19 protein-coding genes are annotated in these 18066 nt (G+C 69.0%); 9 read left to right on the top strand and 10 right to left on the bottom strand.

Annotated features, from left to right (window positions below; all coding sequences use genetic code 11):
* Positions 1–5: 5 nt before the first annotated feature.
* Positions 6–1265, bottom strand: a complete 1260-nt coding sequence (glp, locus tag AC1HFH_RS05095) for a molybdotransferase-like divisome protein Glp (RefSeq protein ID WP_480246276.1) — start codon at positions 1263–1265, stop codon at positions 6–8.
* 65 nt (positions 1266–1330) lie between these two features.
* Positions 1331–2281, bottom strand: coding sequence for a UTP--glucose-1-phosphate uridylyltransferase (locus AC1HFH_RS05090; RefSeq protein ID WP_480247712.1), 951 nt, complete (start codon positions 2279–2281; stop codon positions 1331–1333).
* A gap of 141 nt (positions 2282–2422) precedes the next feature.
* Between AC1HFH_RS05090 and AC1HFH_RS05085 the strand changes: the two genes are divergently transcribed.
* The 4 genes from AC1HFH_RS05085 to mscL all read left to right on the top strand — a co-directional run bounded on the left by AC1HFH_RS05085 (position 2423) and on the right by mscL (position 4712).
* Entirely contained in the window at positions 2423–3028 is a 606-nt protein-coding gene (locus AC1HFH_RS05085; RefSeq protein ID WP_480247711.1) for a 5-formyltetrahydrofolate cyclo-ligase, read from the top strand.
* A gap of 100 nt (positions 3029–3128) precedes the next feature.
* On the top strand, positions 3129–3434 hold the full coding sequence (locus tag AC1HFH_RS05080; RefSeq protein ID WP_480246275.1) for an FmdB family zinc ribbon protein: 306 nt from the start codon (positions 3129–3131) through the stop codon (positions 3432–3434).
* An 86-nt stretch (positions 3435–3520) separates the two neighbouring features.
* Positions 3521–4207 carry an SAF domain-containing protein gene (locus AC1HFH_RS05075; protein WP_480246274.1) on the top strand — a complete coding sequence of 229 codons (687 nt, stop codon included), beginning with the start codon at positions 3521–3523 and terminating at the stop codon, positions 4205–4207.
* Between the two features lie 100 nt (positions 4208–4307).
* Positions 4308–4712 carry a large conductance mechanosensitive channel protein MscL gene (mscL, locus tag AC1HFH_RS05070; RefSeq protein WP_480246273.1) on the top strand — a complete coding sequence of 135 codons (405 nt, stop codon included), beginning with the start codon at positions 4308–4310 and terminating at the stop codon, positions 4710–4712.
* A 53-nt stretch (positions 4713–4765) separates the two neighbouring features.
* Here mscL and AC1HFH_RS05065 read toward each other — a convergent pair whose 3' ends face one another.
* From AC1HFH_RS05065 to AC1HFH_RS05030, 8 genes are all read right to left on the bottom strand, one after another.
* Positions 4766–5428: an MspA family porin gene (locus tag AC1HFH_RS05065; RefSeq protein WP_480246272.1), complete on the bottom strand. Its 663-nt coding sequence runs from the start codon at positions 5426–5428 to the stop codon at positions 4766–4768.
* 62 nt (positions 5429–5490) lie between these two features.
* Positions 5491–6162: an MspA family porin gene (locus AC1HFH_RS05060; RefSeq protein ID WP_480246271.1), complete on the bottom strand. Its 672-nt coding sequence runs from the start codon at positions 6160–6162 to the stop codon at positions 5491–5493.
* 302 nt (positions 6163–6464) lie between these two features.
* The gene (locus AC1HFH_RS05055) at positions 6465–7121 is read right to left on the bottom strand and encodes an MspA family porin (RefSeq protein ID WP_480246270.1); all 657 of its coding nucleotides are present in this window, start codon (positions 7119–7121) and stop codon (positions 6465–6467) included.
* A 62-nt stretch (positions 7122–7183) separates the two neighbouring features.
* Complete coding sequence (locus AC1HFH_RS05050; protein WP_480246269.1) at positions 7184–7858, bottom strand: MspA family porin; 675 nt, start codon at positions 7856–7858, stop codon at positions 7184–7186.
* A 799-nt stretch (positions 7859–8657) separates the two neighbouring features.
* Entirely contained in the window at positions 8658–9152 is a 495-nt protein-coding gene (locus AC1HFH_RS05045) for a MogA/MoaB family molybdenum cofactor biosynthesis protein (RefSeq protein WP_480246268.1), read from the bottom strand.
* Positions 9153–9199: 47 nt separating this feature from the next.
* Positions 9200–10459, bottom strand: coding sequence for a S1C family serine protease (locus tag AC1HFH_RS05040; RefSeq protein ID WP_480246267.1), 1260 nt, complete (start codon positions 10457–10459; stop codon positions 9200–9202).
* Between the two features lie 76 nt (positions 10460–10535).
* On the bottom strand, positions 10536–12002 hold the full coding sequence (locus AC1HFH_RS05035) for a sensor histidine kinase (RefSeq protein WP_480246266.1): 1467 nt from the start codon (positions 12000–12002) through the stop codon (positions 10536–10538).
* Between the two features lie 14 nt (positions 12003–12016).
* A complete protein-coding gene (locus AC1HFH_RS05030) occupies positions 12017–12703 on the bottom strand; it encodes a response regulator transcription factor (RefSeq protein WP_480246265.1) in 687 nt (228 codons plus the stop codon).
* Positions 12704–13037: 334 nt separating this feature from the next.
* Here AC1HFH_RS05030 and AC1HFH_RS05025 point away from each other — a divergent pair, with 334 nt between their 5' ends.
* The 5 genes from AC1HFH_RS05025 to AC1HFH_RS05005 are packed head-to-tail and all read left to right on the top strand — an operon-like array spanning position 13038 to position 18034.
* A complete protein-coding gene (locus tag AC1HFH_RS05025; RefSeq protein ID WP_480246264.1) occupies positions 13038–15890 on the top strand; it encodes an ATP-binding protein in 2853 nt (950 codons plus the stop codon).
* On the top strand, positions 15887–16291 hold the full coding sequence (locus AC1HFH_RS05020; RefSeq protein WP_480246263.1) for a roadblock/LC7 domain-containing protein: 405 nt from the start codon (positions 15887–15889) through the stop codon (positions 16289–16291). The genes AC1HFH_RS05025 and AC1HFH_RS05020 overlap by 4 nt, the downstream gene beginning before the upstream one ends.
* Positions 16292–16298: 7 nt before the next feature.
* A complete protein-coding gene (locus AC1HFH_RS05015) occupies positions 16299–16670 on the top strand; it encodes a DUF742 domain-containing protein (protein ID WP_480246262.1) in 372 nt (123 codons plus the stop codon).
* Between the two features lie 40 nt (positions 16671–16710).
* Positions 16711–17283 carry a GTP-binding protein gene (locus AC1HFH_RS05010; RefSeq protein WP_480247710.1) on the top strand — a complete coding sequence of 191 codons (573 nt, stop codon included), beginning with the start codon at positions 16711–16713 and terminating at the stop codon, positions 17281–17283.
* Complete coding sequence (locus tag AC1HFH_RS05005) at positions 17276–18034, top strand: MHYT domain-containing protein (protein WP_480246261.1); 759 nt, start codon at positions 17276–17278, stop codon at positions 18032–18034. Before AC1HFH_RS05010 ends, AC1HFH_RS05005 begins: the two co-directional genes overlap by 8 nt.
* Positions 18035–18066 lie beyond the last annotated feature (32 nt).

Genomic DNA, 18066 nt, shown 5'->3' with positions numbered 1-18066 from the left:
ACGGCTCAGCCGCGCTGCGCCAGAAATGCGACCTGCACCTCGGATCCGGTGCGAATCTCCGTATCGTCGGGCTCCACCACGATCAGGCTGTTCGCCTCGGCGAGCGTGGCGAGCAGGTGTGACGAAGTACCGTTTCCGTTGCCCAGCGGCTGCACCAGATAGTCGCCGGTGGCCTCGTCACGCAGCAACTGGGCACGCAGGTAGCCCTTCCGGCCGGGCATCGAGGTCAGTTGGGTGATGGTGCGGGCCTGCACGATCCGGCGCATCGGATGCCGCCGGCCCAGCGCGATCCGGATCAGCGGCCGGACCATCACCTCGAAAACCACCAGGGCGCTCACCGGGTTGGCCGGCAACAGGAAGGTCGGGACCTCGTCCCGGCCGAGCCGGCCGAAACCCTGCACCGAACCGGGATGCATGGCGATTCGCTCGACCTCCAGCTCACCGAGCCCGTCCAGGGCCTCCCGCACCTGCTCGGAGGCCCAGCCGCCGACGGCCCCGGCGATCACCACGACCTCCGAACGCACCAGCTGCCCTTCGACCACATCGCGCAACCGGCGGGGGTCGGCGCTGACGATGCCGACCCGGTTGACATCGGCCCCGGCATCGCGGGCGGCGGCGGCCAGCGCATAGGAGTTCACGTCGTAGACCTGGCCCGGCCCGGGCGTCCGGTCGATATCGATCAGCTCACCACCGACCGAGATCACCGACAGGCGCGGGCGCGGATGTACGAGCACCTTGTCCTGGCCGACCGCGGCCAGCAGACCGACCTGCGCGGCACCGATGATGGCCCCGGCCCGGACCGCGACATCGCCGGGCTGCACATCGTCACCCACCCGGCGCACATAGTCACCGGAGCGCACCGGCTCGAACACCTTGATCCGGGCGCGGCCACCGTCGGTGAAGTCCAGCGGCAGTACCGCATCGGCGAGGGTGGGCAGCGGGGCACCGGTGTCCACCCGGACGGTCTGGCGCGGCTGCAACCGGATCGGCTGCCGCGAACCGGCCACGACCTCACCCACCACCGGCAGGGTCAGGTCGATCAGCTCACCCGATTCGTCGCGGATATCGCTGCCGGCCGCCGCGACATCGACACTGCGCACCGCATATCCGTCGATCGCGGCCTGGTCGAACCCGGGCAGTGCCCGCTCGGTGACCACGTCTTCTGCACACAACAGTCCCTGTGCCTCGGAAATCGCCACCCTGACCGGTCGCGGTGCCACCGCGGCAGCGGTCACCTTGATCAGCTGGTCCTCGACCGAGCGCATCGAGCCTCCTGTGTTGATTGCGCCACCTCCGTGCTGTCGGGCGCGTTCCTTTCTACCGCAAGGTTTCACGCACCGGGCGAGCGTGGATCCCAGTCCGGGCTGAGCCGGTACTGCAACCACTCGCGCAGCTGCGGGCCGTATTCGTCGCGTTCCAGCGCGAAATCGACGGCCGCGCGCAGATAGCCGCCCGGATTACCCAGATCGTGCCGGGTGCCGCGATGCACCACCACGTGCACCGGATGGCCCTCGTCGATCAGCAGTGCGATCGCGTCGGTGAGCTGGAGTTCACCACCGGCCCCCGGTTCGATACGGCGCAGCGCGTCGAAGATCGAGCGGTCCAGCAGATATCGGCCGGCGGCGGTGAGCGTGGACGGCGCATCGGCCAGGGCGGGTTTCTCGACCATCCCCTTGACCCGCAGCACCCCCTGGCCGCCGTCGGCCACCTCGGCGACATCGAAGACGCCGTAGGCGCTCACCTGGTCCTTGGGAACGTCGATGGCGCACAGCACGGTACCGCCACGCTCCCGGCGCACCTGGGCCATCCGATCCAGGACACCGCAGGGCAGCACCAGATCGTCGGGCAGCAGCACGGCGAGCGCATCCTCGTCCTGGTCGAGCGCCCGTTCGGCCTGCGCGACGGCGTGCCCGAGCCCCAGCGGTTCGTCCTGCACCACCGAGGTCACGTCGAGCAGGCCCGGCGCCTTGCGCACCTTCTCCAGCAGGGCGAATTTGCCTCGCTCGGCCAGCGTGCTCTCCAGCATCAGGTCTTCGACGAAATGCGCGACCACCCCGTCCTTACCGGGCGAGGTCACGATGACCAGCCGGTCGGCACCGGAATCGGCCGCCTCGGCGGCGACCAGTTCGATTCCGGGTGTATCCACCACCGGCAGCAATTCCTTGGGTACCGTCTTGGTCGCGGGGAGGAATCGCGTTCCCAAACCCGCCGCGGGGACCACTGCGGTGCGGAACCCGGCCGCGGTCGCCTCGTCCCCGGTTCGTCCGGCCATTGCTGTCATACGCATACCCTATCCGTCGCCTGCACCGGACCGTGGATCCTGCAGCGAGACCGAGAAGCCACGGGCCGGACCTCGATCCGCCCGCCATCGATCTCCGAAACGATCCGGTGTGCAGCAGAGCTTATGGTGATTGCTGTGCAGATGCCCGGTGAGCGCGACAAACCCACATGGCGACGTCGGATCCTGGACCGCCGCGCCCGGCTGGACCCGGCGGTGGCCGAGGCCGAAGCAGCAGCACTGACCAGCGCGTCAGCGGGGTTGACGGGGCCCGGCGAGACCGTTTGCGCCTATGTGCCGACCCGGGACGAACCGGGCTCGGTGGGGCTGCTCGACGCCCTGCGCAGCACGGGCGCCACGGTGTTGCTCCCGGTCTCCGGACCACCCGGGCCGCTGTCCTGGGCGCGCTACACGGGTGCCGGCGGACTGCGCCCGGCCCGGTTCGGCATCCCGGAGCCGGACGGGCCGCCGCTGCCGCCGGAGACGGTCCGTACCGCGACCACGCTGCTGGTGCCCGCCCTGGCCGTGGACCGGGCTGGGGTCCGGCTCGGTCGCGGTGCCGGGTACTACGACCGCACGCTGGCCGCAGCGGATCCGGCGGCCCGGCTGATCGCGATCGTGCGCGACGAGGAGTTCGTCGACCACCTCCCGGAGGAGTCGCACGATCGTCGGATGGGCTGGGTGCTGACGCCCGGCGCCGGGCTGCGCCGGCTGCCGCTCGACCGGGCCGCCGCAGCGGCCCCCGGCTGAGCCGTCACACCCCGCCCAACGGCGGGAATGCCACCGCGATTGGCGACGTTGGCACTGTCGGCGGTAGAGTGCTAGATCGACTAAACCTGCGGAGGATCCTGTGCCAACCTATTCGTACGCGTGCACCCAGTGTGACAACCGCTTCGACATCGTTCAGTCGTTCTCCGACGATGCGCTGACCGAGTGCTCGGAGTGCTCGGGCAAGCTGCGCAAGCTGTTCAACTCGGTGGGCATCGTGTTCAAGGGCAGCGGCTTCTACCGCACCGACAGCCGGGGCGGCGCCTCGACCGCGAGCGAAGCGGCCTCGTCGAGCGAGAAGACCAGCGGCTCCTCGAACAGCTCGTCGAACAACTCCTCGAGCACCTCGTCCTCGGAGAAGAGCAGCAGCACCGCCGCCGCAAGCTGACCACCCGGTTATCCACAATCGGGCCGGTTGTCCACAACGGCCCGATTAATCTCGGCAGGGCCATCGAACGGCCATAGGCTGCGGATATGCCGCGCCGTACCGCTCCCTCTCGCCTCCGCGCCGATCTCGGCCGTGCCGAGTCGTGGCGGACACTTCTCGCCGACCGCCCCGCCTGGGCCGATGCGCTGCTCGCCCGCCGGGTGCTGGCCGGCGCCCTGGCGGTGCTGGCCGTCGTGCTGTATCTGCGTGGCGACCCGTCCGCTGCACGGCTCCCGGTACTCGTGGCCGACCGCGACCTCGCCCCCGGCACGGTGCTCACCTCCGATGACGTCCGCACGGCACAACGACCGCTCCGGGATCTACCGGCCGGCGCCGTGACCGAGCCGGAACCGGTGGTCGGCGCGACACTCGCGGGAGCCATGCGCGCCGGCGAGGTCTTCACCGATCTGCGCGTGGTCGGTCCACGCCTGGCCGCGGTGGCGACCGGCACCGAGGACGCCCGGATCGTGCCGGTGCGGCTCGCCGATCCCGCGGTCGCCGATGTGCTGCGGCCGGGCGACCGCGTCGATGTGGTGGGCACCGTGGACGGCGGCGCCGGACGCCCGCCGCCCGCCCGCACCCTGGCCACGGATGCCGCCGTGGTCCTGGTCAGCGGGGTCGACGGCGGCCCGGCGCGCCCGGACCGGATCGTCCTGGTGGCGATGGACAGCGCCCATGCTGTGGCGGTGGCCGGGGCCTCGCTGCACAGCGCGCTGACGGTCGTTTTCCATTGACCACCGATTTTACCGGGAGTTTGCCGGATCCCGCGGTTACTATCTCCTCGACGGCACGATCCATTGCGTCCTCTACCTCGAATCCGAAGGAGTACCCGCAATGCTCAAGGGCTTCAAAGAGTTCCTACTCCGGGGAAACGTCATCGACCTGGCCGTTGCCGTGGTCATGGGCACGGCATTCGTCGCCATCGTCACCGCATTCACCGACGGGATCATCAATCCGTTGCTCGCGGTTTTCGGCGGCGAGAACGAACTGGGCCTGGGTTTCCAGCTGGTTGCCGACAAACCCGCTACCTTCGTCGAGGTCGGCCCGATCATCACCGCGACGGTCAATTTCGTGGTGATCGCCGCAATCCTCTACTTCGTACTGGTGCTACCCGCGAAGGCGGCCAAGAACCGCTTCTCCCCCGAGGACGAGAAGCTCAGCGACAACGAGGTCCTCATCCAGATCCGCGATCTGCTCGCCGAGAATCAGGATGCTCCCGGCGGTAAGCACCAGTACTGACAGCTCTCGGGCCCGTCAGCGCACCGACGGGCCCGAGATCGCCTACCCTTCGATCAGCCGAGACTGAACGGCTGACCCCAGAGGGTGACCCAGCTGATCACGTTCGAAGTCTCGACTTCGACGCTCACAAAGGAACGTGCCTGGGCGTAGCCGCCGCAACCGTTCAGTGCGATGGTCTCGTCGGCCCAGGTCACCGAGCCGCTGTTGCCGGAGAAGACATTCCGGGCGGAATGCGATTCGTTGCCGTAGTCATCCGGCTGCTCCAGATCGAGAACGTAGAACGAGCGAGCCTGGCCGGGGCCGAGCGAGAGCTCACCGCCGGTTCCGATACCGACCGTGCCCGTACCCTCCGAATCGACACCGACGTCGACACCGCCGGTCGCGCCGCCACCGGAGATGTTCACCTGGCAGCCGACCTTGTAGCCGGGGTAGATCTTGCCGCCGACGGCATTGCCACCGACCTCCACCTGGGCGCTTCCGGAGACCCAGGCATTGCGGTGTGCCGGCGTGGAGCCGAGGGACGGGTTGATATTGGCCGATTCACCGACCAGCCGGACGGTGACCGGGGTGCCGTCGGCCAGCACCTTGGTGATCTCGCCACCGGGCAGCGGGACGAAGGTGTCGGCGCTCGCGGCGCCGATGGACAGCAGGCCGAACGTGACCGCGGTGGCGGCGCCGATACCGGCGGCGCGCGCGGCGAACTTGCGAGTGGTCATTGGGTTATCGCCCTTCGAGGGTGGATTCGCTTCAGCGAGCAGAGGTCCGGAACCGAGCCCGGTCAGCCGATGCTGAACGGCTGGCCGTACAGGGTGGTCTTGGAGTAGTGGTCACCGATGATCTCGACCACCGTGTACGCCCGCGCCTGGGCGTAACCCGCACACCCCTGGATGGCGATCTCGGCATCCTGATAGTCGATCGCGTACATACCGGGCTTCAGGATGTCCTTGGAACTGATCTGCACGAATCGGACGTCGCCGGGACCGAGGTTGATGCCGACCGACCCGCCGGCGGTGACTCCGTCGGTCGACACTCCCCCGGCCAGCCCGGCCGAGATCGCATCGTCGGCGATGCTCACCTGGCAGCCGACGATATAGCCGGTATTGAGCTGCGACGCACCGTGCGTCGACGAATTGTTCGATCCCGGACGGCCGCTGGGCCCGTTCCACGGACCGACTTCACCTTCCGGGGTCACCGCGACATCGGCGACGGCGCGTCCGGAGACCCAGACGACCCGCCCCGCGCCGTTCGCCGCGAGCGAGGGAGATATCAAGGCGCTCTCGCCGGTCCGGCTGACCGTCACGCCCGGACCGGCCTTCTCGCCGTCCGGCAACGGCACGAAGGTGTCTGCACTCGCTGCACCGCCGGACAACAGGCCGATCGCCGTTGCCGCAACGGTTCCGACGCCCGCCGCGGCACTCCACCGCCGGCGCGTGGTGCGATTCTTGCTCATACTTCCCCTCGAGGTATCGCATGCCGACCTCGACCGTCGAGGCCGAAACTACGGTGCTGCTGCCCGGACCGGCGACGACGAGTCGTACACGGCGACATCGCCGGAATTCGGAATCGGATCGATTCCGCCGGGTGGATCGAGAAATCAGGTAGAGCAGACTGCCTGGCAGTCATTCGGGCACAAAGGTTAGTGAGCGGGCCAGGCTGTGTCCAGCAAACCGTTCGATTGTCCGTTACCGATCGTTCGCCGGACATGCGACGGGGCCGGTCGCCACCGCGACCGGCCCCGTCGGGAACCTCGGTTCAGCCGAGGCTGAACGGCTGGCCCCACAAGGTGACCCAGCTGATCACATTGTCGGTTTCCACCTCGACGCTGACGAAGGCCCGCGCCTGCGCGTACCCGCCGCAGCCGCTGAGGCCGATGGTCTCGTCCGACCAGGTCACCGAGCCGCTGGTGCCCTGGAACTTGTTGCTGGTCTTGTGGTCCTCGTCGCCGTAGTCGTCCGGGGCCTCGATGTCGAGCACGTAGAAGGAGCTCGCCTGACCGGGTCCGAGGGACAGTTCACCACCGGAGCTGACGCCGAGGTCGCCTGATTCCCCCTGGACCGAGCCTTCGACGCCGCCGCCGACTCCGCCGCCGGCGATATTGACCTGACAGCCGACGGTGTAGCCCGGGTAGATCTTGCCGCCGGCGGCACCGGACACCTCGACCTGTGCACTGCCGGAGACCCAGGCATTGCGATGCACCGGGGTGGCGCCCATCGACGGGCTGATCAGGGCGGATTCGCCGACGAGCCGCACCGTGACCACGGTGCCGTCGGCCAGGGTCCGGCTGATCTCGCCGCCGGGCAGCGGTACGAAGGTATCGGCGTTGGCAGCACCGGTGGAGAACAGGCCCACGGCCAGTGTGGCCGCCGCCCCTGCGCCGGCCACCTTCGCCAGGTTCTTACGGTTGATCATGTGTGTATCCCCTCGAGGATCGAATTCGCCGTAGCGAGAAGAATGTTCGTGTCGACGAGTGGTCAGCCGATGCTGAACGGCTGGCCGTACAGGGTGGTCTTTGAGTAGTGGTCACCGATGATCTCGACCACCGTGTACGCCCGCGCCTGGGCGTAACCCGCACAACCCTGGATCTCGATCTCGGCATCCTGGTACTCGACCGCATACACACCGGGCTTCAGGATGTCCTTCGAGCTGATCTGCACGAACTCCACATCACCGGGCCCGAGGTTCAGCCCGATGGATCCACCGGCACTCGCACCGGAGGTGGTGATGCCGCCGGAGACTCCGGCCGAGATCGCGTCGTCGGCGATGCTCACCTGGCAGCCCACGATGTAGCCGGTGTTCAGCTGCGACGCACCGTGCGTCGACGAGTTGTTCGATCCCGGACGGCCGGTCGGCCCGTTCCACGGCCCGACCTCGCCCTCGGGGGTCACGGTGACATCGGCGATCGCCGTGCCCGACACCCAGACGACCCGCCCGGCCCCGTTCGCCGCCATCGACGGCGAGATCAATGCGCTCTCCCCGGTCCGGGTGATCGTCACGCCCGGACCGGCCTTCTCACCGTCCGGCAACGGCACGAAGGTGTCCGCACTGGCGGCACCGGCCGACAGCAGGCCGATCGCCGTCGCGGCAACAGCGCCGACGGCCGCGGCACGGGCGCCGCGACGCACACCGATGGTGTGGTTCTCGCTCATAGTTCCCCTCATCAGGTTGCACTGCCGTCCTCGACCACCGAGGCCGGCCGACGGGCCCGCAGGGGACCCGCGTCCTCTTCAGGCCCAGCTCAGTGTGTCGCTCATTTGTTGCTTCTACGTAACCGCTTGTTATTTCGAAGCAACTTTCGTAACCGAGCCGACGGCGAACATTAAACGACCGGCAACCCCTCGGGCAACAAAAAAGTTCGCAGTGTTCACCTCGAGTTGACCTATGCGGCAACACATTACGATATGCGACGAACTGCATGAATAGCCGTAGCGAATATTTCCGAAACTCGCGAAAGGGCACGTAAAAACATGCTGTCGAGCACCAGCGGTGAGAAGTCGAGAGGAAAGCGAACCTTCAGCAAACGTATGCAGGTCGGGCAATTCGAAAGAGTTCCGGCCTACCGTGCGGCTCGGACGGGCCGAGTGTCAGCGAGAAGACCATGCAAGTCAGCTACGCCGATTCACCGGTTTTCCGGACTTTCGGTGAGAGTTCCCGCGGTCCGGGAAGTGGCAGCATCCGTACGCACCGGCCGACCATCGGCGGCGAATCACATGCCGGCGGTTCGTCCTCGGCCGTGCTGCGGGAATCTGGGCCGATTCCTCAGCCGTGATGTGGGGGGACCTGGGAGCGCAGCCAGTCGTCGGCGGAATCGCCCGACCGCCGGTCGTCGCGTTCGTCGCCGGTGGTGTCCGGCAGCGGATCACCGAAGATCCGCGCCAGCCGCGCGGCATCCCGGGCCCGGCGGCGCGCCGGGTCCGGGATGCTGTCGGTGGGGTCGTCGCCGGGAATCTATTCGTCCAATCCGGACAGCTCGCCGATCACTCGGCTCGCCAGCGGCCCGAGGGTCGCCATCCCGTCCCGGACCGCTGCCCGGGTACCCGGAAGATTCACCACCAGAGTGCTGCCGGATATCCCGGCGACACCCCGGGACAGGCCCGCGTCCAGCGACCCGGCCACCCGGCCCGAGGCCCGCAGCGCCTCGGTGATCCCCGGCAGTTCCCGGTCGAGCACCTCGGACGTGGCCTCGGGGGTCACGTCCCGGGGGGACATACCGGTACCGCCGACCGAGATCACCAGGTCGACGCCGCCGATGACGGCGGTGTTGAGCGCGTTGCGGATCTCGACCTCCTCGGCCTGGACGGTCACCGAGGCGTCGACCAGGAAGCCGGCCTCCCCGAGCAGCTCGGTGACCAGCGGGCCGAGCGAATCGACCCCTCCGTGTGCCGTCCGATCGTCGACGACCACCACCAGTGCCCGCCCTGCCACGGGCGCATCGATTTCCATGAGTCTCACCGTAGCGCCTGTGGCCGGTGTCGCGACGGACGAGCGAGTCATCGGCCACCCTCCGCAGGCGCGGCGGTCAGCGTGACCTCGACGGTCTGCGGGTTCTCGCCCCGCTCGTCGGTATAGGTGACCGAAACCTTGTCGCCGGGCTGGTACGAGCGAACCGCGGCGATCAGCGCGTCGCCGGAGTCGATCGGCCGGTCGTCGACCCGGGTGATGATCGCACCGGCCGGGATCCCGGCCTCGTCGGCCGGACCGCCGGGCGTGGCCTCCAGTACCCGGGCGACGGTGTCCTGCGGCAGCAGCTTGATACCGATCTGGGCGTAGGTCGCCTGACCGGTCTCGATCAGCTCCTCGGCGACCCGGCGGGCCTGATCGACCGGAATCGCGAATCCGAGCCCGATCGAACCGCTCTGCTGACCGCTGAGCTCGCCGCCGAGGCTGGCGATGGCGGTGTTGATCCCGATGAGCTTGCCGGACGCGTCGACCAGGGCGCCGCCGGAATTGCCGGGATTGATCGCCGCATCGGTCTGGATCGCGTCGATCACCGGGTTCACCTGGGGCGGCGTCCCGGAGCCGGAGGTGGACACCGGCCGGTTCAGCGCCGAAACGATGCCGGTGGTGACGGTGCCGGCCAAGCCGAGCGGGGAACCGACCGCGATCACCGGCTGCCCGACCGCGAGCCCGTCCGAGGTACCCAGCTCGATGGGCGTCAGATCGGTCTTCCCGGACGCCTTGATCACCGCCAGGTCCGAGACCGGGTCGGCGCCGATCAGCGTGGCCGGGGCGCTGCTGCCGTCGGCGAAGACCACCTCCATCCGGGCATTGCTGCCCGCCCCGGCGGCGACGTGGTTGTTGGTGAGGATCATGCCGTCGGAGGAGAGCACCACACCGGAACCTTCGCCCTGGGCCCGCTGTCCCTCGACCTTGATCATCACCACACTGGGCACCACCTTCTCCGCGACCGCGGTGGTCGAGCCGGCCGGCGCATTGGACACGGTGTTCACATTCGGCTTCGGCGCGTCGAGAGCGTTGGTGACCGGCGCGGTGCTGCCGTCCGATCCGGCGACGAATGCGCCGACGGCTCCGCCGATACCGCCACTGACCAAAGCGAGCGCCGCTGCGCCGGCGACCAGGCCGGTGCGCACCGGCCGGCGCGGCGGGGCCGGTGGCGCGGCCGGCGGCAGGTCGCCCGGCCCGGGGAAGCCGGCATTCGGCGGCGGGAACGGCCCGGGATGCTGGAACGGCTCGGTGTGGTGGTACGGCCCGGGCTGCGGACCGGCGGCGTTCCGGGGATCGTCGGTCATGGTGTCTCTTTCTCCTCGCGTCTACCGACCAGCCTGCGGCCGGCTACTGAGAACCGTCTGAGACCTCGCTGTGTTTCTAGGCGATATCGGATTCCGGTGGCGCAGCCGGCGGCTCTCCCGGCAGCACGATCCGGATCAGTGCTCCGGCGCGCTCGGAGGTGTCGACCGCGATGGTTCCACCATGCTTGGTCACGACCTGCTTCACAATGGCCAGCCCGAGCCCTGAACCGGGCATGGATCGTGATGCGGTCGTACGGTAGAAACGCTCGAACACCAGCTCGCGTTCCTGCGGCGGGATGCCCGGTCCGGCGTCGCCGACGCACAGTTCGAGCAGTCCGGGCCCGCAGGGCCGCATCGTGAGGGTCACGTCGGCGTCCGGCGGACTCCATTTCGCGGCGTTGTCGAGCACATTGAGCACGGCCCGCTCCAGGCCTGCTTCGTGGCCGTAGACGAACCACGGCTGCAGTTCGGCGACGAAGCGGATCCCGCTGCGCCGGCGCCGCACCCGTTCCAGCGCCCGTTCGGCCACCTCGCCGAGATCGACGCGCTCGTAGACCGTCTCCGGGGCATCTTCCCGGGCCAGATCGACGAGGTCGCCGACCAGCGTGGACAGTTCCTCGATCTGGGCCACTACATCGGCCCGCAACTCGGCCATGTCCTCGGCGGGCACGGCGGGCGCGCCCGGGCGCCCGGCAGCGATGAGCAGCTCCATATTGGTCCGCAACGAGGTGAGCGGGGTCTTCAGCTCGTGCCCGGCGTCGGCGACCAGGCGGCGCTGCCGATCCCGGGATTCGGCCAGGGCCCGCAGCATGGTGTTGAAGCTCTCGGTGAGCCGGGCCAGTTCGTCATCGCCGGTGACCGGGATCGGGGTGAGATCGTCGGTGCGCGCGATCCGCTCGGTGGCGGCGGTGAGGCGGGCGATCGGACGCAGTCCGGTGCGGCCGACGGCCGTGCCCGCCGCGGCGGCCAGCACCACCCCGCAGGCTCCGACCACGAACAGCAACCAGGCCAGCCGATCGAGCACCTCGCGGGTGGAATCGAGCCGCTGCGAGATCACCAGGGTGGCGCCGCTGTCGGTACGCACGGCCAGCACGCGCTGATTGTCGACGGTGCGCAGGGACGAACTCAGCTCGCCGTCGGTGACCGCGAGCTCCTGCTCCCCGATCGGCGGCACGGTGCGCTGCGGCGGCATATACGGGTTGTGGTCCGGAAAGATCAGCGCGACACCGACATCGTTGGAGAACAGCCCGGCCAGCACGATCGACTGGAATCCGAGCGTCTCGAAGTTGTTGTTGATCATCGTCGCCGCCCGCGCCTTCAACTGGGAATCGACGTCGGCATACAGGGCGCGCGCCACCATCGCGTAGGCCGCGATCGAGGTCACCGCCACGGCGATCAGCACGACCGAGGCGGCCAGCAGCGTGACCCGCCAGCGCAGCGACACCGAACGGGTCAGCGGCATCGGCGGCCGCATCTCCGGATTCCCCGGCCGGCGCTGCGGAACGGCGGCGACGGTGGGTTCCGGAACGGAATTGTGCGCCATTTTCCCGGTCCCGATCACGGAGGTGTTTCACGCAGGACGTATCCGACCCCGCGCACGGTGTGGATCAGCCGGGGTTCGCCGTCAGCTTCGGTCTTACGGCGCAGATATCCGATGTAGACCTCGAGGGCGTTTCCCGATGTCGGGAAGTCGTAGCCCCAGACCTCCTCCAGGATCCGGCTGCGGGTGAGCACCCGACGCGGATTGGCCATCAGCATCTCCAGCAACGAGAACTCGGTGCGAGTCAGGCTGATACTGCGTTCGCCGCGGGAGACCTCGCGGGTGACCGGATCGAGGGACAGATCGGCGAACCGCATCGCCTCGGACTCCTCGCCGGGCACCGCGGCGCGCCGGCGCAGCAGCGCCCGCAGCCGGGCCAGCAGTTCCTCCAGCGCGAACGGCTTCGGCAGGTAGTCGTCGGCGCCGGCATCCAGGCCGGCCACCCGCTCGGATACCGAATCCCGCGCGGTCAGGACCAGGATCGGCAGATCGTCCCCGGTACTGCGGAGCCGCCGGCACACTTCCAGACCGTCCAGCCGGGGCATCATGACGTCCAGCACCAGAGCGTCGGGGCGCGCGTCGGCAACCTTCTCCAGGGCATCGAGTCCGTCGACCGCCAGATCCACGCTGTAGCCGTTGAAGCTCAGGGATCGGCGCAGCGACTCCCGCACGGCGCGATCGTCGTCGACTACCAGTATCCGCATGTGCACAGTCTGCCCGGTGGATCTGAGAAGGCACTGAATTTCGGCCGCTACCGGGCACCGAGTCGGCACCTCCGGCGGTCACCGGCGACCGGGGCCGGAGACCCGGAGTTGGTCGCGCGGCACCAAAACCTTCACTACGGTGTTGAATCACGTTCAGCGTCGCACTTATTCAGGCAATATCATACCGAGCACCCAGATTGCCGAAGATCACGTGGCACGGTATGTTTCCCTGCGTTAAAAGAAGACCTCTAGTTGGTTCTGTGGTCGACTCACAGCTCGAACAACAGCCCGCGTGCGGCCGGGGTCACTCGTGAAGCGGAGGCAACGAAAGCGGATGGAAGCTGCACCGCGATCCTGGCAATTCAGTCTGTCCAACTGGTCGGTCACCCGCAAGGTCGGCGTGGTGCTGATCCTGCCGGTTATGCTGGCCACCATCTTCGCGGTTCTGCGAATCAACAACGAACTGCGCACCATGACCCAGCTCGACGCCGCCACCGAGCAGACCGAGGTGATCCGGCCGGTGCTGGATTTCAGCGCGGCCACCGAGCAACTCGCCGTCACGGCGACCTCCAGCTGGGGCAACGTGGCCGATCCGGCCACCGACGCCGCGCTGACCACCTTCGACCAGGCGCTGGCCGATCTGCAGAACGCCATGCGCGTCGCGCGGATCGACGATCGGGTGGCCGACGAGCTGACCGCGGCCTCCACCGCGGGAGCCGGGCTGCGCAACAGCCTGCGCAACGGCTCCCCGGCGATGATCGGCACCCAGGCCGACGAGATCGCGGTCCGGATCGGTAACGCGCTCGCCCTCTCCCCCTCGGTCGAGGACCTCATCGTCCAGCGCTACTTCCTGCAGCTCGGCGCCCTGCACACGGCCCGCCGGGTGCTCACCCAGCAGCGGGTACTGGTCAGTGCGCCCGAGGCGAACCTCAATCCGGGGGTCCGGGCCAATCTGCTCGTCGCCTCCGGCGCCGAGCTGACCATGATCCAGACCTACTCGTCGATTCTGCCCGAGAACGCCGGCAGCATGCGGCCGCTGCTGGACGCGGTGCAGACGCGAATCGGTGCGTTCGGCCAGAACACCGGCGACCCCACCGCCAATCCGGCGGTCGAACAGTCGCTCCAGGTCAGTTCCGACACCTACCAGGACACGTTCACCGACCTGATCGACACGATCGACAACACCCTCGCCGCCCAGACGACCGAGGCGCAGACCGGTGCGCTGCGCGAGACCACCATCGTGCTCGGCATGCTGCTGGCCGGTCTCGCCCTGGCCCTGGCGGTCGCCCGCACCCTGGTCGTCCCGGTCCGCCGGTTGCGCCGCGATGCGCTGGAAGTCGCCCACGTCAAACTCCCCGACGAGCTCGCCGTCGTCCGGGCCGGCGCACCCACCCCGGAGATCACCCCGGTGGGCGTGCACTCCACCGACGAGGTCGGCCAGCTGGCCCGCGCCGTCGACGAGATCCACGAACAGGCGCTCAACCTGGCCGCCGATCAGGCCCGGCTGCGACTGCAGATCGGCAACATGTTCGAGACCCTGTCGCGCCGCAGCCAATCGCTGGTCGAGCAGCAGCTCTCGCTGATCGAGGAGCTCGAACACGACGAGGACAACCCGACCCGGTTGCAGACCCTTTTCCGGCTCGACCACCTGGCGACCCGGATGCGCCGTAACGGTGACAACCTGCTGGTGCTGGCCGGTACCGCGCTGCGCCGCGGCCACCTGCCCCCGGTGCCGTTGTCCGATATGCTCTGGAGTTCGGTATCGCAGGTCGAGGACTACCAGCGGGTGGAGATCGGTGCGGTGCCCGAGGGCGTCGTGGCCGGTGAATCGGCCGTCGACATCGAGCATCTGATGGCCGAGCTGATCGACAATGCGCTGCGGTACTCTCCGCCGAGCACCCCTGTGGCGGTGACGGTTGGCCGGGCCGTGGACGGCGGGTATCTCATCGAGATCACCGACCGCGGCCTGGGCATGGCCGCCGACGATCTGCAGTCCACCAACGACCGGCTGGCCTCCGGTGGTGAGGTGACCATCGAGACCGCCCGCCGCATGGGCCTGTTCGTCGTCGGCCGGCTGGCCAAGCGGCACACCATCACGGTCAATCTGCGCCGCACCTCGACGCTGCCGCAGCAGCCCGGGATCACGGCGAGCGTGCATCTGCCCGGTGCCCTGGTCTCGCCGCCGCCGGACAACTCGGGCCCGGCCACCGGACCGAACCCGGTGGTGAGCCCGCCCCAGCTGCCCGCCGGCGGTGCGCAGCCGGCCCTGCTCACCCATCCGGCGCCCGGCGCCCCGGGGCTGCCTGCCGCGGCACCGACGCTGATGCCGGTTTCGGAACGGCCCCAGCCGGAACCGTCCTGGCCGGCGCTGACCCCGACCGGGCTGCCGCAGCGCACCCCCGGCGGTGAGACGCGGCCGGTCGCCGAGCCGAACCGCCCGGCCCCGGTGGTCCCCCGGGAACCGGTCGACGACGCACCCACCGGCCTGTGGGCCGAACACACCGGGGACGAACTGCCGCCGCAACCACCGGCGCTGCAGCAGAGCACCCCGGCCACCGATCCGGCCCCGGCCGCGCCCGAACCGGCGGCTGCGGAACCCGCTGCTGCCGAACCCGAGCCACCGCGGGTCACCGGATTGTCGGGGCTACCGGTCCGTAAGCCGGCCGCACCGCCGCAGGACACACCGGCCGCGCCCCAGCGTCTCGGCGCCGGATGGCAGACCGCCGGGCCTGCCACGACCGTGCTGCCCGCACAGCAGACCGCGGCGAACACCGGCGAACAGCCGCGCACCGACCCGTCCCCTGCACCGGACGGCGAGGCACCGGGCAACGGGGCACCGACCCCGATCTACCAGCGCATGGTGTCGGAGTGGCTGGTCGAAACCACCGACGAGGAACCGGGCGATGCGGGCGGCGCCGAGGACAACAGTCACAGCTGGGGGTCCCCGGCCGCCGACGCCGGCTGGACCGCGGCGGCGCGCATCGACAACCCGCCGACCTCCTCGACCACCGTCGGTGGCCTGCCCATCCGCAAGCCCGGCGCCCAGCTGGTGCCGGGTGGCGTGACGGTCACCGAGGACCCGGGCGCTCGCGATCCGGCCGAGATCCGCAGCAACTTGACCCGACATCTCAGCGGCGTCCGCAGCGGACGCGCCGAGAGGCAGTACAACGACGGAGGCAACGTATGAGCAACGCGAACACCACAGACGAAAATCTGAACTGGCTGGTCGCCCGCTTCACCCGGGACGTCCCCGGTGTCTCGCACGCCGTGCTGGTGTCGGCCGACGGGCTGCTGCAGGCCACCAGCCCGCATCTGCCCGGCGATCGGGCCGAACAGCTGGCCGCGGTGACCGCCGGCCTGGCCAGCCTGTCCACCGGCGCCGCGCAACTGTTCGACGGCGGCAAGGTGATGCAGTCGATCGTGGAGATGCAGCGCGGCTACCTGCTGGTGATGAGCGTGGGCAACGGTTCGCATCTCGCGGTGCTGGCGAACAAGAGCCACGACATCGGCCGGATCGGCTACGAGATGGCGCTGCTCGTGGACCGGGTGGGCTCGGTGGTCACCGCCACTGCCCGCACCGCCGTCTGAGTGTGAGATGTCGAGCCAGAATCGACCCGGCAACCGGCCTGCCACCCGAGTACGCCCGTATGCACTGACCTCCGGCCGCACCGAGCCGGCGGTGGAACTCGCGCTGGAAGCGGTGATCGAGACGATCTCGTTTCCGGCGTATACCGATTGGCCCGCCGGCGATCTGCGCGCCGAGATCCTGCGACTGGGCACGCACCAGCTGTCCGTCGCCGAAATCGCAGCGTATCTGGACCGCCCGCTGGGTATGGTCCGGGTGATGATCGGTGATCTCGTGGTGGACGGCCTGCTGCGGGCACATTCGACGATGACCGAGCAGGCCGGCTACGACGAACGCCGTGAACTGATGGAGAGGACTTTGCGTGGACTCCGTGCCCTCTAGGGACGCCGCACCACACCGCGGCCCGGCACCCGACAACCGGGTGGCGTCGACCAAGATCGTCGTCGCCGGCGGTTTCGGGGCCGGGAAGACGACCTTCGTCGGTGCCGTATCGGAAATCGTTCCGCTGCGGACCGAAGCGATGGTGACCCACTTCTCGGACGGTATCGACGATCTCGCCGATACCCCGGAGAAGGAGACCACCACCGTCGCTATGGACTTCGGGCGCATCGTGCTGCCCGGCAACCTGGTGCTGTACCTGTTCGGTACGCCCGGCCAGAAACGCTTCTGGTTCATGTGGGACGACCTGATCCGGGGCGCGATCGGCGCGGTGGTGCTGATCGACACCCGGCGCCTGGAGGACAGCTTCGCCGCGGTCGACTTCTTCGAAGCCCGCGGCCTGCCCTTCCTGATCGCGGTCAACCGGTTCCCGGACGCACCGCGGTTCCCGATCGCCGAACTGCGCGAGGCGCTGTCGGTGCGCGAAGGCGTGCCGATCGTGGACATCGATGCCCGCAATGCCCTGGAGGTACGCCAGGCACTGGCCGCGGTGACCGAGTACGCCATCTCCCGGCTGAAGCCGCCGCAGGGTGAGGAGGCCGTACAGCATGGCTGAGCTGCTCGCGGCCGGGGAAGTGGAACTGCTCGGCATGGGCTTCGGCATCACCGCGCTGGCCGCCGGACTGGCGGCGATCGGCACCATCGTGGCTTTCGCCTGCTTCCGGCATTCGATCCAGTCGGTCCGGTTCCGGCCGGTCTGGCTGGGCGCGGCAGCGGTGGCGCTGGGCGGTGTCGGCGTCTGGCTGGCGAATTCGGTCGCCCTGCTCGGGATTCGGGTCGCCGACGACGGCCTGCACGCCTCGGCCCCGATGTCGGCCGCCGCACTGGTCGTCGCGATCGTCGGGACGCTGGCCGGTCTGTTCATCATCGGCCGCCGGTTCCGGCTGCAACGGCTGGTCCCCGGCGGCATCGTGGCCGGGTTCGGTATGGGGCTTTCGCTGTATCTGAGCCTGGATGCCCTCCAGATCCGCGGTTCGATCGACGAAACACTGCCGCTGATCGGCGCGGCCGTACTGCTGGCGATTGTGGTCGCCACCGGGCTGCTGTGGGCATTCCAGCAGCTTTCCGCGCTGCTGCTGCGGGCGGTTGCCACCGTGCTGTTCGTCCTGGGCAGCACAGCGGCGTACTACGTCGGGCTGCTGGCGCTGGATTTCCGCATCTCGGATTCGGCTCTGGAACCGGCCGGACTGGGCCTGTTCGATCTGGTGTTCCCGATGTTCGTCCTCGGCGCATTGGCGTTGACGGTCCCGATCACGGCGGTCCTGGTGGCGCCGGACCGGCCCGGGGTGTCCGAACCCGCCACCTGAACGGTTACCCCACTGTGAGATTCGCCAATTAC

The sequence above is a fragment of the Nocardia sp. KT25-26 genome (assembly GCF_056627695.1).
This window is presented reverse-complemented; position numbering and strand designations above follow the sequence as displayed.